We start from the raw sequence: 15,908 nt of genomic DNA, 5'->3' as shown, positions 1-15,908 counted from the left end.
ATCTTGTGGCTGGATCGTGTGTAGTAACGAATGAGGCAGTTCAGCCGAGCTGAAGCGCAGCTAAACTGCCTTGGCCAGAACAGCGGAACCGCCTTGATATAAAAGAGCAGGAGGCAGGCGTCGTGGCGACACCAACAGCGGTTGAACAGGAACTCCTTGAACTGATCAACCGGGCACGAAGCGACCCATCGGGCGAATTCGATCAACTTATCACCGACGCCGCGACCGGCGCAGCGGTGACGACAGAGATCACCTTTGCTTTGGACTATTTTTCGGTTGATCTGGATCTGCTGCGTAGCCAGCTTGCGGCCTATGGCACGGTGGCTCCGCTGGCTTGGAACGACAGTCTGAGCATTTCTGCGACGGACCATTCCGAATTGATGATCCAGTATGATTCGCAAGAGCATCAGTTGCCCGGTGAAGCGAGCCTTCTGAGCCGGATTGTGGCGGCGGGCTATTCAACGGCGAACTTGGTGGGTGAAAATATTTATGCCTATGCCTATGACGCGGTGTTTGCCCATGCAGGGTTTTATATCGACTGGGGCTACGGCACCGGCGGTATGCAGGACCCGGCAGGGCACCGGATCACGATCCTGAGCGCAAATTATACCGAAGTGGGAATAAGCGCCCTGACCGACACCAACCCCGCCACCGCGGTAGGACCGCTGGTCGTGACGCAGGATTTTGGCGCACGCAGCGATTATCAACCGATGTTGGTGGGCGCCGTGATTCAGGATGGCGACGGCGACGCGTTTTATGATGCCGGTGAAGGGCTGGGCGGGATTTCGGTCTGGGCCACCGATGCGACGGGCAATGTGACCGTGACAACCAGCTGGGACAGCGGCGGTTTCCAGATGGAACTGAACCCGGGGACCTATACGGTCAGCTTCAGAGGCGGAGTTTTGACCGGAATAGCCAGTTACCAAGTGGTGATGGGGAATGAGAATGTCCATCTCTACGGTTATTACGCCGATGCGGTCGTCATTCCTCCGGTCTACGCGACTGGCGACAGCGGGGCGGATTCGCTGGCCGGTGCCGGGGGCGATGACAGTCTCGATGGTGGCGCAGGCGATGATACTCTCGATGGTGGCGACGGAAACGACACCATCCTCGGCGGCCTTGGTGACGATTACATTATTGGCGGCAGCAGCAGCACTGATTTGCGCGACGTGATCTATGGCGGCGACGGCGACGATTTCATCAACGGCGGCAATGGGAACGATGAATTGTACGGCGACGCCGGGATGGATACGATCATCGGCGGGTTTGGTGTCGATACGATTGTCGGTGGTACCGGCGACGACCAATTGACCGGCGAAGCCTGGTCCGACCTGATATTCGGCGGCGACGGAAATGACTTCATCAATGGCGGTTTTGGCTATGACCGGGTCAATGGCGGTGCCGGGGCGGACCGGTTTTTCCATCTTGGCATCTATGATCATGGCAGCGACTGGATTCAGGATTACACTGCCGAAGATGGCGACGTTCTGCTGTTCGGCCGCGCCGCCACGCGCGAGCAGTTCCAGATCAATCTTACCGAAACTGCCAATGCCGGTGTCGCCGGTGTCGAAGAGGCTTTCGTGATCTATCGTCCGACCGGACAAATCATGTGGGCGCTGGTCGATGGCGGCGGACAGGATGAAATCAATATTGTCCTGAACGGAACCACCTACGATTTGCTGACTTGATCGCGTCAACTAGAATGCTACCGTGGTTGGGTGGAAATCGGCTGCCTGACACTTCGACTGCCGATCTGATTTGATAGGGAGAGCGTTATGCTTCTGAATTATTTTGGGTATTATGACAATTTTTTGGGTGATGCGTTTTTTGACGAGTCGGGTAGTGTCGATGTCAACCTGACCATTGTCAGCCCAAATGAATTCGTGCTGGAACAACCGACCACAGGGATCGTGACGACGGTAACCGGCCACGGCTTTGCCTTCTCCGGCGACAGTCCCTCCGGCGGGGTCATCACCGGTATGAGCTTTGCCACGTCCGGGAATGACACCATCGCCACGATGTCTGATTTCAGCTGGAGTCTCGTGGCTTTCGATAATGCTCTGGCTGCGTCCGAAGCCGAGAACTCCGCGCCGCTGGCTGCCCTGTTCACCGCGGCTGGCCCGATTACCATTGATGCCAGCAGCGCGGTCAACGGTATGAGCCTGAACGATTTGGATGAATTATCGCCATTAATCACGACCGACATCACGATCATCGGAACCAATTTCAATGATACGTTGCTGGGCGGGGCGGGCAATGACACAATTAATCCTGGTGCCAATGAAGGCTATGACCGGCTTCACGGCACCGCGGGCAACGACGTTTACGATTTCGCTCAGGCCAATGACAACAGCTTCTATGAAATCGAATATGATATGCTGTCCTCGGCCATCACCGTCACAGTCGATGCAGGGGCCGGTTCCGCATCGGTGACCGGTGCCGACGGCACCGATACGTTCAACAACCTCGCCCCGGCGTTGACCGCCGCTAATGGCGGTTTCAGTGTCATCGGAACCAGTCATAATGATACGTTCAACATCACCTCTGCCGCGGGGTCTTGGGTTGCGGCCAGTGGCGGCGCGGGCAACGACACTTTTAACGTTACCTTGAACGATACGACCCGTCTTTTCTTTGGCTGGGATGGCGCCAGCGGGGCGACTCAGGGCATGGTTGCCGATCTTTCTACCGGGGTGGTCAGCAATGACGGGTTGGGCGGCACCGATCAGATCAATGTTTTGGGTGGGGACCAGAGGCTGGAAATCGATGCGACCGATTACAATGATTCCATCATCGGCAGCGCCCGGGACGAAAGCTTCATCCTGGAACGGGGTGATGACACGCTGGATGGCGGCGATGGCTATGACCGGGTAAGGTATGATCGCTCTGGCGTCACTGCGGTCAATGTCGACCTAGAGGCCGGTACGGCCACTGGTCTTTGGGATGGAACCACCTTTACCCACCATCTAAGCAATATCGAATATGTGCGCGGGTCGCGCGCTGACGACGACACGCTGCTGGGCGGGGCGGGCGACGAAACGCTGGACGGTCGCGGCGGCAATGACAGCCTGGATGGCCGCGCTGGCAATGATTGGCTTAGTGGCGGAGAGGGCGATGACACCCTTTTGGGCGGCGAGGGCAACGATACCTTCTTTGGCTCGGAGGGTGTGGACAGTTTTGACGGTGGTACGGGCATCGACCTGCTGCAGGATGACGTCACCGGTGTCGCAGCTGACGCTTATACACTCTATGTCAATCTGGCGACCGGCGAACATCACGCGCTCGAATTCCCGACCACGGGAAATGATGTGCTCACAAATATCGAAAATTATCAAATGTTCGGTGATATCAATGCCCATTTGACTGGCGATGATTTGGATAACGAGCTGCGCTCTGGCAACGGTAACGACACGTTGAACGGGGGGGCGGGCAATGACACGCTGATCGGTGGCGAAAGCGAAGCCGATCTGCGCGACGTCATCTATGGCGGCGACGGCAATGACAGCATCGACGGCGGTTACGGCAATGACGAACTGCGCGGCGACGATGGCAATGACACGATTATCGGCGGGTTCGGCGTCGATACGGTGATCGGGGCGGCAGGCGATGACGCGCTGACCGGCCAGGCCTGGTCGGACCTGATCTATGGCGGCGATGGCGATGATTTCATCAATGGTGGTTTCGGCTATGACCGGGTCAATGGCGGCGCGGGCGCGGACCGGTTTTACCATCTCGGCGTTTACGATCACGGCTCGGACTGGGTGCAGGATTATACGGCGGCGGATGGCGATGTTCTGGTCTTCGGTCAAAGCGGTGCCACGGCGGATCAGTTTCAGATCAACCTGACCGAAACCGCCAATGCCGGGGTGGCCGGTGTCGAAGAGGCCTTCGTGATCTACCGCCCGACCGGGCAGATCATGTGGGCGCTGGTCGATGGCGGCGGGCAGGATCACATCAATCTGGTGCTGGGTGGAGAGACGTTCGATCTGTTGAGCTGAGCCGGGAATACATTCTTGAGGCAGATCAAATCTTCCGTCCACAAACTCTGAGATGAGTAATCAAAGACGCTTTGCAAGGCGAATCAGGGGCAGAGAATTGCCCCTGATTTTTGTTTGAGTGATCTTAGCAATTTGAGCTTTGGTCCCGTCCGGACCGAAGGGTTTAACGACGAAGGAACCTTTCCATGACCTATCAGCTTGTCCCGGCTGCCGATATCACAACTGTTCATGCCGATGGCGAGGGCCAGCAATACCATTCCGCCATCACCGAACTGGCCGATGGCGGCGCGCTGGTGGTGTTCGAACAGAATGTGCTGCGCCCTGACGGGCTGCGTGATACCGAGGTCACTGCCCAGCGATACGATACGGGTGGCAACCCGGTTGGCGAACCGATGGCCATCGAACGTCTGGAGGGCGTGACGGTCGGCAACACCAACCTGCTGTATTATCCTGTCGCGGCGGGGCTGAGCGGTGGTGGCTATGCCATCGCCTGGCACGACCGCGCCAGCGATGACATCCGGGTACAGACATTCGATGCGGATGGCGATTTGTTGAACGACACGATTCTGGCCCTGCCGCAGCGTTATTTGGAATCGCGCGATCAATACGTGGATGTGAATGGAGCCGCCGACACAGCGGTCATCACCGCACTGGACAATGGCGGCTTCGCACTGTCATGGGATGGAAACTATGCCGGGATACTGGCTGAGTATTCCGGGGCCAGCACGAATTACACCCAGACATTCGATGCCACTGGCACGACCGTTGGCGGACCGGTGCAGATCAACCCATGGGTTGAAAATGTCTCTTATGGTTCTGACCTTTACAGCCAGATTTCGGACATCGCGGCGTTGGATGATGGCAATTATATTGTGGTGATGCGCGGCGGCGAAGGGGCTCCGGGCAATGATAGCGAACAACCTTCGGCCCTCGGGCGGATATTCGACAGCAGCGGCGCGCCGGTCACTGACAATTTCATGATCAACCAGTCAACGGATAGCTGGGCATCCGAACCGTCGGTCGCGGTGTTGGAGAATGGCGATTTCGTGGTGGCCTGGCTGGGAGAAGACAATGCCTCCTGGCGGCGTTTTGCCAGTGATGGGACGCCGGTTACAGATGAGATCGCCCTGGATGATAACTACTATGTCGACATCCGGGTCACGGCGATGCCCGATGGCGGTTTCCTGATTACATCCATGTATTCGGGATATAACCCGGCCTATACCACTTATGGTTATCGCTTCGACGACGCCAATACCCTGGTCGATGACCGCTTTGTCGTGACCGAAAGCCGTTACCCGGATTACGACATAAATTACTACGCCTTTCCGCCAGAATTTGCAGTGTTGGGCAACGATCAGTTGTTGGCGCTGGTCGAGGGCAACGCCAGCTGGAATGGCGACGAAATGGAGGTCATGACCTGGCGCCAACTTGCGGAGGAACTGGGGAGCGACGGGAACGATGCCTTGACCGCCACTGACGGCGGAATGGCGCTGTTTGGGCGCGAGGGTGATGATAGCCTGCAAGGCGCGGCCGGGACCGACTTTCTGGATGGCGGAGCGGGGAATGACACCCTGACTGGGGACGCTGGAAATGATACCCTGATAGCAGGGGCCGGAATTGACAGTCTCGATGCTGGTGCGGGCGATGACCGTCTGGAGGCCGGCACCGGCCAGTCCACCCTAATCGGGGGGGAAGGCACCGATCATGCCTACTTTGATGGGGTGCGGGCGGATGATGTCACGGTAAGTGGCCCGGCGGACGCGCTTGTCATTTCTTATGATGGCAACAGTGTGGAACTTAGCGGTATCGAAACGTTCGAATTCCACTCTGGTTCTTTCTCGGATCACCTGACGCTCGATGAGGTTCTGGTTCTGCGCAACAGCACGATCTATGGCACCGATGAGGCCGATACGCTGGTTGGTGACTATGGTGATGACCGGATCATTGCTTATGCCGGGGACGACCTGGTGACAGGCGGGGAAGGAAACGATTCGATTTATGGCTATGAGGGGAACGATACGCTGCGCGGGGAGGATGGCGGCGATTATATCGAAGGCAGTGACGACAACGACCTGCTGGACGGCGGCGAGGGCGACGATACGCTGGACGGCGGCTACGGGGACGATACGCTGATCGGCGGGGCGGGGCAGGACCGGGCCAATCTGGGCTTCGGGACCTATAACAGCATGACTGTGACTGGTCCGGATACGGCGCTGACCATCGAGTCCTACCGCGGGACTGACCAGTTTCAGGGCATCGAGGAATTTCAGTTCAGCGATGCGCTGATGACGCTCGAGCAAGTTCTCGCGCTGCGTAATCTGGAACTGATCGGAACCGAAAACGCCGACAGGCTCGAGGGCGATTACGGTGATGATTTGATCCGCGGTCTGGACGGCAACGATACGCTGATCGGCAATGCCGGCGATGACACGCTGATCGGTGGCGAAAGCGAAGCCGATCTGCGCGACGTCATCTATGGCGGCGACGGCAATGACAGCATCGACGGCGGTTACGGCAATGACGAACTGCGCGGCGACGATGGCAATGACACGATTATCGGCGGGTTCGGCGTCGATACGGTGATCGGGGCGGCAGGCGATGACGCGCTGACCGGCCAGGCCTGGTCGGACCTGATCTTTGGCGGCGATGGCGATGATTTCATCAATGGTGGTTTCGGCTATGACCGGGTCAATGGCGGCGCGGGCGCGGACCGGTTTTACCATCTCGGCGTTTACGATCACGGCTCCGACTGGATTCAGGACTATAACGCGGCGGATGGCGATGTTCTGGTCTTCGGCCAAAGCGGTGCCACGGCGGATCAGTTTCAGATCAACCTGACCGAAACCGCCAATGCCGGCGTCGCCGGTGTCGAAGAGGCCTTCGTGATCTACCGCCCGACCGGGCAGATCATGTGGGCGCTGGTCGATGGCGGCGGGCAGGATCACATCAATCTGGTGCTGGACGGGGAGACGTTCGATCTGCTGGGCTGATCAAGGTCATCCCACGCGTACATTCTTGTCCGCATGGCGCCAATACAGGGGTGTTTAGCAGTACTGTTTCCAAAATTGACGCAATATGTAGTTAATTTACCTTCACTTACCACATAAAGGTGTTACACTCGGCGCATTCATTTGCGTCGGGTACCGCATTGATTGCTGCTGAATTCGGCGGGCCCGGGGGGTAACAACACGAAGGACAGGGGCTGTGGCGAAAATGATTTCCGAAGCATTTCGTACCGCTTTCGCATGCGCAGTCGTTTCGGTTATGGGGATCACGGGCACGGCGCAATTTGCAGCCGCGCAGGATGCCGGCGGGACGACAGTTTCAGGCGAAAGCTATATTCCGACGATCTGGATTGACCCGGATGGTTGCGAACACTGGGTAATGGATGACGGGGCCGAGGGCTATATGAGCCCGCATGTGAACCGTCAGGGTATTCCGGTTTGCCGCCGCGGCAATGTCTGTGGTGTGATGAACAGCGATCAGCTGTTTGCGACCGACAGCTATCGCATCAACGCAGCGGGACGCAAACGGCTGCAGGATTTCTTCCAGCAATCGCAGGCGCGCGCCTATGTCATCGCCGGTCACACCGACAGCCGGGCATCGGATGCCTACAATATGCGTCTGAGCTATAACCGGGCAAATTCGGTCGCCAGTGTTGCCGCCTCGGTCGGTGCCAAGGTTGTTGATGTGCGCGGCTACGGCGAACGTGTTCCGAAAGCTTCGAATTCGACCGCCGCGGGGATGCAACAGAACCGCCGCGTTGAAATCATCTGTATCCGCTGATCAAGCGAGGGAGAAAACGACATGACTTTAGGGAAAGCCATTGCAGCTCTCGCCATGATCGGCACGCTGGCAGGCTGCGAAGTGGCAGGGCACGGCACGGTGGGGGCAGACAAAACCCGCGACCGGGGTTTTGACAAGAAGCATCTCAGCCAGTTGAAAGCCGGTATCTGGGTCGACCCGAACGGCTGTGATCACTGGATCATCGACGATGGCGTCGAAGGATACCTGTCACAGCGTCTGGACAAATACGGCAAACCAGTGTGTTCCGGCGCGGCGCCTCCGGGCGTGGCGACTGGGCCGTTCAAGAGCGGCAGCACGTTCCCAGACATTCTTTGATCTGTCGGGATTGAAATTTGAAAGCCGCCGGTTTCGCCACCGGCGGTTTTTTTATGCCGGTTTCGTGACAATCGGACACTATATCTTGCGTGTTGGCTGCGAAGTTGGCACCATCATAGTGCAACCAGATGCAAGGAGACCTGATTGTCCCACAGCGTGCTGATCCCGCCCACCGATCCCGAAAGCCTCAACGAAGCGGTTTTGGAGTTTCCAGACAATCGCCTGTTGATAGATTTATGCGGTGAATATGACCGCAATCTGGCCGCAGTCGAACAGAAACTCGGGGTGCATATCCTGCGGCGCGGCAACCAGCTTTCGATCCATGGCGAAACCGACGCGGTACGGGAATGCGAAACCGTTTTGCAGGCGCTCTATGAACGGCTGGAAGCGGGACGCGAAGTGGAGAACGGCGATATTGATCGGGAAATCCGCATGGGTGCCTCGGAAACCGAAACCGGCAGCCGCGACGGCGACCAGTTGGAAATGTTCCGCGGTGGCAAGGTCGAAATCAAGACCCGCAAGAAACTGGTCGAACCGCGCACCGAAGCGCAGAAAGCCTATGTGCAAAGCCTTTTCAACAATGAGCTGGCCTTCGGTATTGGCCCAGCGGGCACTGGCAAAACCTATCTCGCCGTCGCCGTCGCCGTGTCAATGTTCATCGACGGCGCGGTCGACCGGATCATCCTGTCCCGCCCGGCAGTTGAGGCGGGCGAAAAACTCGGTTACCTGCCCGGCGATATGAAGGAAAAGGTCGATCCTTACATGCAGCCGCTGTACGACGCGCTGAACGATTTCCTGCCCGGCAAGCAGACCGCCAAGCTGATCGAGGAAAAGCGTATCGAAATCGCGCCATTGGCCTTTATGCGCGGGCGTACCCTGGCGAATGCCTTCGTGGTTCTTGATGAAGCTCAGAATGCCACTTCTATGCAGATGAAGATGTTCCTGACACGTTTGGGCGAAGGTTCTCGCATGGTGATCACCGGCGACCGCAGCCAGGTTGATCTGCCACGTGGGGTTTCATCCGGATTGCACGATGCCGAGCGGCTGCTGAAACACATCCCTAAGATCAGCTTCAACTATTTCACCGCTAAGGACGTTGTCCGCCATCCCCTTGTCGCCGCCATCATCGAAGCCTATGAGGCCGAGGAAGGCTGATCTTTTCATCTTGGGGAAACACCCCGGAGGTGTGGGGGTTGGCCCCCATTTTGGCGATGTGGGTAACAGATGCTGACCGATACGATCCTCGAAGACGACCGCTGGCAGGAAGCAGGACTGGACCGTCTGGCCGAGGCCGCGGCGCGGGCGACACTGGTGCATCTCGGTCTTGATCCCGACAGGTATGAAGTCGCTGTGCTGGGCTGTAATGATGTCCGAATAGCTGAGCTGAATGCCGATTTCCGTGAAAAATCCACGGCCACCAATGTGCTGAGCTGGCCCAGCGACGAACGCGGGCCTGAAACGGATGGCGACACACCGCTGCTGCCTGACAACGGCGCGCAAGGGCCGGAAGAGGGCCTGGCCGAGGAACTGGGTGATATCGCCATTTCTTATGAAACCTGCCTGCGCGAAGCCAAGGAGGCAGGCAAGCCGTTAGATCGCCATATCACCCATCTGATCGTGCACGCGGTGCTGCATTTGTTGGGCTATGACCATATCCGTGACAAGGATGCCACGTTGATGGAAGGCTTGGAGATCGAAATACTTGGCAAAATGGGTCATCCTGACCCATATAGGGAGGCATAGGCGGGCGTTGTGCCCGCTCATGCTGGTAAGGTAAGATGGGCGATAGCACGGATGGATCTTCTATGGCGGCGCAGAGCGCGCTGCCATCACACAGTTCTCGAAAACCCGGTTTCTTCCGGCGTTTATTTGCGACCCACAGCCCTGAAGAAGCTGTAGAAACGCGAGACTTGGATCAGCAGAAGGTCGAGTTGGAACAGGTTCGACGGCCGCCTGACTTGCAGTCTTTGGGTCGTATCCGGGTCAATGATGTGGCCATTCCCAAGGCCGATATTGTTGCGGTTTCTGCTGACATTTCCAAACCAGAACTGGTCGAAGTGTTCCGCGATACCGGGTTTTCCCGTCTGCCGGTGTTTGACGGGACGCTCGATACACCGCTGGGCATGGTGCATCTGAAAGATTTCGCGCTGGGCTACGGGTTCAATGGGAACGGACAGAACGATCTCGATTTGCGCGGGTTGCTCAGGCCGCTTCTGTTCGTGCCCCCGTCGATGTCGATCGGGGTTCTGCTGCAAAAAATGCAGTCGGACCGGCGGCATATGGCGCTGGTGATCGACGAATATGGCGGTGTTGACGGGCTCGTCACCATTGAGGATCTGATCGAACAGGTCGTGGGCGAGATCGAAGACGAACATGACACCGACGAAGATCAGTTCTGGACGGCGGAAAAGCCCGGGCAGTATCTGGCGCTGGCGAAAACGCCTCTGGATGAATTCGAAGCGGAAACCGGTCAACCGTTGACCGAGGCCGAAGAGATCGATGAGGAAGAAATCGACACGCTGGGCGGGCTGGTATTCATGTTGGCCGGACGGGTTCCGGTTCGTGGCGAGGTGGTGCTGCATCCAGCAGGCCATGAATTCGAGGTCGTGGATGCCGATCCACGCCGCATCAAGCGGTTGCGGGTGCGGCTGAAAACGCAAGGGGCGTGATATTGGCGACCATGCGCTCTCCACTCTGGGCGCTGGCCCCGCATTTCGAAACCTGGATGCGCGGACAGGGATTGCGTCGCCGGATGGGGTTGGCCGGGCTGTTCGGCGTTCTGGCGGCGACCGGGCAGGCACCGTTTGACCTGTGGCCGCTGGCGCTGATAGGTCTGGCCGGGCTGTATTCCAGCTTTCTGATTTCTCACCGCCTGCGTGATGCGGCTTGGATTGGCTGGGCCGGGGGCGTGGGGTATTTCGCACTGGCACTGGCCTGGATCGTCGAACCGTTTCTGGTCGATGTCGCCCGGCATGGTTGGATGGCACCGTTCGCGCTGATCCTGATGGCATCGGGTCTGGCGCTGTTCTGGGGGGCGGCAACCACGTTGGCCTACCGGGTGGGGAAGGGACCGGTTAGCTGGATCGCGGCGCTTGCGCTGGCGGAACTTGCGCGGTCTTACCTGTTGACCGGATTTCCCTGGGCGCTGATCGGGCATATCTGGATCGCATCTGCGATGGTGCAATGGGCGGCCTGGGTCGGGCCACATGGGTTGAGCCTGATCGCGCTGGCAGCTGCCGTCACATTACGACAATTATTTACCAGCCATCCGCTTCGTGCGGCGGTCCCAATTCTGGGGCTGGTGGCGCTGTTCGCAGGCGGTGCCTATGTTGCGGCGCAGGGACCGGCGCCGCGCGCCGCGCCGATCGTGCGGCTGGTTCAGCCCAATGCGCCGCAGCATCAGAAATGGGACCCGGATTACATTCCGGTGTTTTTTCGCCGTCAGATCGACGCGACCACGGCTCTGCCGCGTCCCGACCTGATTGTCTGGCCGGAAAGCGCCGTGCCGGTGTTTTTGGAGCACGGTCAGGACACGCTTGAGGTGATGGCGGATGCGGCGCAAGGTGTCCCATTGGTTTTCGGCATTGAACGGCTGCAGGGCGAGCGGGTATTTAATTCCGCTGCGGTGCTGGGTCGTGATGGTGCGGTGGGGCAGGTTTATGACAAACACCATCTGGTACCGTTTGGAGAGTATATCCCTTTTGGCGATGTGCTGAGCCGAATTGGGATTGGCCGGATGTCGGCAAAACAGGGGGCGGGATTTTCCGCTGGCCCCGGACCGCGCCTGTTCGATCTGGGCGATCTGGGCAGAGCGCTGCCGCTGATCTGCTATGAAGCGGTGTTCCCGCAGGATGTGTCGGGGGCACCGTCGCGGCCCGATTTCCTGCTGCAGCTTACCAATGACGCCTGGTTCGGGCAGTTTTCGGGGCCTTTTCAGCATTTTGCGCAGGCGCGGCTGCGGGCCATCGAACAGGGATTGCCAATGCTGCGGGCCGCCAATACCGGCATATCGGCGGTGATCGACGCCAAGGGCAGGGTGACCGGAAGCCTGCCGCTGGGTCGGGCGGGGTGGATCGACCTGCCGTTGCCTGCCCCGGCTGTGGCCACGGTTTATGCCCGTGTCGGCGATTACTTTGCCGCAATCGCTATTCTTGTGCTGTTTCTCGTCGTTATCATCGGTAATGCGACGGGATGGCACCGAAAAGCCAATTGACCCTAACGGCAGGTACGCGTAACCAATGCTTATCCCCGCTACAACGGCTTCCTGACGTGGCGGGCAGGAACTAATGGAGCACTTTTCATGTCACGACAGAACTACATTTTTACTTCCGAATCCGTTTCGGAAGGACACCCGGACAAGGTGTGCGACCGCATTTCCGATGCGGTGCTGGATGCGTTTTTGGCCGAAGAGCCCGAAGCGCGGGTTGCATGCGAAACTTTTGCAACCACCAACCGGGTTGTCATCGGCGGTGAGGTGGGTCTGTCGGATCAATCCAAGCTGACCGAATACATGGGCAAGATCGATGGCATCGCCCGTGATTGTATCCGGGATATCGGCTACGAGCAGGACAAGTTCCACTGGAACACGGTGGAGATCACCAACCTGTTGCACGAACAATCGGCCCATATCGCGCAAGGCGTCAATGCCGACGGCAACAAGGATGAAGGCGCCGGTGATCAGGGCATCATGTTCGGCTATGCCTCCAATGAAACCGACGCGCTGATGCCCGCCCCGGTTCACTATGCCCACGCGATCCTGCGCCGTCTGGCCGAAGCGCGCAAATCGGGCCAGGAACCGACCCTGCGCCCGGATGCCAAATCGCAGATTTCGGTACGCTACGAAAACGGTAAGCCGGTCGGTGTAAGTTCGATCGTGCTGTCAACCCAACATGCGGACGAAGATCAGACCAGCGATCATATCCGCGAAATCGTCCAGCCTTATATCCTCGAAGTGCTGCCCGAAGGTTGGATCACCGACGACACTCAGTGGTGGGTGAATCCGACCGGCACATTCGTTATCGGCGGCCCCGATGGCGATGCTGGCCTGACCGGACGCAAGATCATCGTGGACACCTATGGCGGTGCTGCCCCGCATGGTGGCGGTGCGTTTTCCGGCAAGGATCCGACCAAGGTGGACCGCTCGGCCGCATATGCTGCGCGTTATCTGGCCAAGAATGTGGTGGCTGCCGGGTTGGCTGAACGCTGCACGATCCAGCTGAGCTATGCCATCGGCGTGTCGCATCCGTTGTCGATCTACGCCGATCTGCACGGCACCGGCGATATCGAATCTGCGGCAATTGAACAGGCAATCCCCAAGGTGATGGACCTGACCCCGCGCGGCATCCGCACCCATATGTCGCTAAACCGACCGATCTATTCGCGTACTGCGGCCTATGGTCATTTCGGACGCGAACCAGATGCCGATGGTGGCTTTAGCTGGGAAAAAACAGATCTGGCTGAGGCGCTGAAAGCAGTGCTGTAATTTCTGGGTTAAGCCCGCCCGGATGGGCGGGCTTAACCGCAAAAAGAGGCGGCAGTCCGTGGAACCCCGCCGCATCGGACTTCGGCGCTGGCGATCTTGACCATTGAACGGGGGGGCTTGACGCATTAGAGACCCCGCCATGACGTCGTCGAATAAACATCCCCGCGCGCCTTGGCGCAATTTCTATGGCCGGATTCACGGTAAAACTCTGAATCAGGCGCAAAAGGACTATCTTGACGAAGACCTTGAGGCGTTGTCGCCGGGCGCGGTGAATTGGCAAGATAACCCCGAACGCACCCCCATCGACATGGCGCAGCGATTCCACGGTAAACCGGTTTGGCTGGAAATCGGCTTTGGCGGCGGTGAGCACCTGGTCCATATGGGCGCGCGATATCCGGAGGTCGACATCATCGGCTGCGAACCGTTCATCAACGGGGTTGCGATGCTGCTGGGCAAAATCCGGCGCTTGGGGACACAGAATGTAGCGGTGCATCCCGGGGATGTCCGCGACCTGTTCGACGTGCTGCCGGATGGCTCGATTGACCGTGCTTTTCTGCTCTATCCGGATCCCTGGCCGAAAAAGCGCCATCATCGTCGCCGGTTCGTGACTCCGGAATATCTGGCCCCGCTGCACCGGGTGTTGAAGCCGGGTTCGATTTTCCGGGTGGCGACGGATATCCCCGATTACGTGCGCCAGACACTGGAAGAAGTGCCAAAGGCCGGGTTCGAATGGCTGGCCGAGGGGGCTGACGATTGGCGTAAACCGTGGGGAGACTGGATTTCCACGCGTTATGAGCAGAAAGCGCTGCGCGAAGGCCGGGTGCCGCATTACATGACGTTCCGCAGGCTGTGATGGCGCGCCATTTTGAGTATTTGGACCAAGAAGAAGCCGCAGATAGACGCACCTGACGGTTTGCGCTATCAGGCGCTGAGGTTGTGAGGAGAAGACATATGTCAGGCCACGGCACCCCGATTCCGATGACATCGTATAAATCTGGCCCGCTGACTGGTGACGCGCATGTGCCCGGCGACAAGTCGATCAGCCATCGGTCGCTGATCCTTGGGGCGCTGGCGGTGGGTGAGACCGTGATCCGCGGTTTGCTGGAAGGCGAGGATGTGCTGGATACGGCCAAGGCGATGCGCGCTTTCGGGGCCGAGCTCACGCGCGATGGCGATGGGGTCTGGCATGTCCATGGTGTCGGCGTCGGCGGGTTCGCCGAGCCGGGCAACGTGATCGATTGTGGCAATTCGGGCACCGGCGTGCGACTGATCATGGGGGCGATGGCGACCTCGCCGATCGTGGCCACCTTCACCGGCGATGCCAGCCTGAACAAGCGGCCGATGGCGCGGGTGACCGATCCTTTGGCGCTGTTCGGAACGCAAGCGGTGGGCCGCGCGGGCGGGCGTTTGCCGATGACTATCGTGGGGGCCGCCGATCCGGTTCCGGTGCGATATAAGGTTCCGGTACCGTCCGCGCAGGTGAAATCGGCGGTGCTGCTGGCCGGGCTGAACGCGCCGGGCCAGACGGTGGTGATCGAACAGGAAGCGACCCGCGACCATACCGAGCGGATGTTGGCGGGCTTCGGCGCCGAGGTCACGACCGAGGTGACCGATGAGGGCCGTGTTATCACCCTGACCGGGCAACCCGAACTGAAACCGCAGACCATCGTAGTGCCACGCGATCCCTCATCGGCGGCCTTCCCGGTCTGCGCGGCTCTGATCGTGCCGGGATCGGACGTGGTGGTGCCCAATATCGGTCTGAATCCGACCCGCGCGGGACTGTTCTATACCTTGCAGGACATGGGGGCCGATCTGAGCTTCGAGAACTTGCGTGAAGAAGGCGGCGAACCGGTTGCCGATCTGAGGGCGAAGTTTTCCCCCGACCTGAAGGGGATCGAGGTCCCGTCCGATCGCGCCGCCAGTATGATCGACGAATATCCCGTCTTGTCGGTGGTTGCGGCTTTTGCGACCGGAGACACGGTGATGCGCGGTGTCAAAGAGCTGCGGGTCAAGGAATCCGACCGGATCGAGGCGATGGCGGCAGGTCTGCGCGCCAACGGGGTCGAAGTCGAGGACGGGCCGGATTGGTGGATCGTCAAGGGGCGGGGCCATGGCAACGTGTCGGGCGGAGCCACCTGCGTCAGCCATCTGGACCACCGTATCGCAATGAGTTTCCTGGTACTGGGCATGGCGACAGAGGCACCGGTCAGTGTCGATGACGGCAGCCCGATCGCCACATCCTTTCCGATCTTCGAGGGGCTGATGGCCGCTTTGGGTGCCGATATTCGCCGCAATTGAGGAAACTG

Annotated in this window: 12 protein-coding genes and 1 riboswitch; all 12 genes read left to right on the top strand. The window is 59.0% G+C overall.

Annotated features, from left to right (window positions below; genetic code table 11):
* The first annotated feature begins 122 nt into the window (after positions 1-122).
* The 12 genes from VOI23_RS00280 to aroA all read left to right on the top strand — a co-directional run bounded on the left by VOI23_RS00280 (position 123) and on the right by aroA (position 15,900).
* Entirely contained in the window at positions 123-1,688 is a 1,566-nt protein-coding gene (locus tag VOI23_RS00280; RefSeq protein WP_323779805.1) for a CAP domain-containing protein, read from the top strand.
* Between the two features lie 87 nt (positions 1,689-1,775).
* Positions 1,776-3,995: a calcium-binding protein gene (locus VOI23_RS00275; protein WP_323779802.1), complete on the top strand. Its 2,220-nt coding sequence runs from the start codon at positions 1,776-1,778 to the stop codon at positions 3,993-3,995.
* Between the two features lie 185 nt (positions 3,996-4,180).
* A complete protein-coding gene (locus VOI23_RS00270; protein WP_323779799.1) occupies positions 4,181-6,988 on the top strand; it encodes a calcium-binding protein in 2,808 nt (935 codons plus the stop codon).
* 223 nt (positions 6,989-7,211) lie between these two features.
* Positions 7,212-7,784, top strand: coding sequence for an OmpA family protein (locus tag VOI23_RS00265; protein WP_416376499.1), 573 nt, complete (start codon positions 7,212-7,214; stop codon positions 7,782-7,784).
* A gap of 21 nt (positions 7,785-7,805) precedes the next feature.
* Positions 7,806-8,120, top strand: a complete 315-nt coding sequence (locus VOI23_RS00260) for a hypothetical protein (RefSeq protein ID WP_323779797.1) — start codon at positions 7,806-7,808, stop codon at positions 8,118-8,120.
* 144 nt (positions 8,121-8,264) lie between these two features.
* Positions 8,265-9,275, top strand: a complete 1,011-nt coding sequence (locus VOI23_RS00255; RefSeq protein WP_323779794.1) for a PhoH family protein — start codon at positions 8,265-8,267, stop codon at positions 9,273-9,275.
* 69 nt (positions 9,276-9,344) lie between these two features.
* Positions 9,345-9,863, top strand: coding sequence for an rRNA maturation RNase YbeY (gene ybeY, locus VOI23_RS00250; RefSeq protein WP_323779791.1), 519 nt, complete (start codon positions 9,345-9,347; stop codon positions 9,861-9,863).
* Positions 9,864-9,898: 35 nt separating this feature from the next.
* On the top strand, positions 9,899-10,789 hold the full coding sequence (locus VOI23_RS00245; protein ID WP_323779788.1) for a hemolysin family protein: 891 nt from the start codon (positions 9,899-9,901) through the stop codon (positions 10,787-10,789).
* A gap of 11 nt (positions 10,790-10,800) precedes the next feature.
* Positions 10,801-12,333 carry an apolipoprotein N-acyltransferase gene (gene lnt, locus VOI23_RS00240; RefSeq protein WP_323781807.1) on the top strand — a complete coding sequence of 511 codons (1,533 nt, stop codon included), beginning with the start codon at positions 10,801-10,803 and terminating at the stop codon, positions 12,331-12,333.
* Positions 12,334-12,365: 32 nt separating this feature from the next.
* A riboswitch (SAM-SAH riboswitch) is annotated at positions 12,366-12,414 on the top strand.
* A gap of 6 nt (positions 12,415-12,420) precedes the next feature.
* Positions 12,421-13,602 (top strand): methionine adenosyltransferase, encoded by a 1,182-nt coding sequence (gene metK, locus VOI23_RS00235; RefSeq protein ID WP_323779785.1) that lies wholly within the window; start codon positions 12,421-12,423, stop codon positions 13,600-13,602.
* Positions 13,603-13,741: 139 nt separating this feature from the next.
* Entirely contained in the window at positions 13,742-14,455 is a 714-nt protein-coding gene (trmB, locus tag VOI23_RS00230; RefSeq protein ID WP_323779782.1) for a tRNA (guanosine(46)-N7)-methyltransferase TrmB, read from the top strand.
* Positions 14,456-14,553: 98 nt separating this feature from the next.
* Positions 14,554-15,900: a 3-phosphoshikimate 1-carboxyvinyltransferase gene (gene aroA, locus VOI23_RS00225; protein ID WP_323779779.1), complete on the top strand. Its 1,347-nt coding sequence runs from the start codon at positions 14,554-14,556 to the stop codon at positions 15,898-15,900.
* Positions 15,901-15,908 lie beyond the last annotated feature (8 nt).

The organism is Thalassovita sp. (assembly GCF_034670005.1).
Taxonomy (GTDB): domain Bacteria; phylum Pseudomonadota; class Alphaproteobacteria; order Rhodobacterales; family Rhodobacteraceae; genus Thalassobius.
Note: the sequence above shows the minus strand (reverse complement) of the source record. Positions and strands in the feature narration are given on the sequence as shown.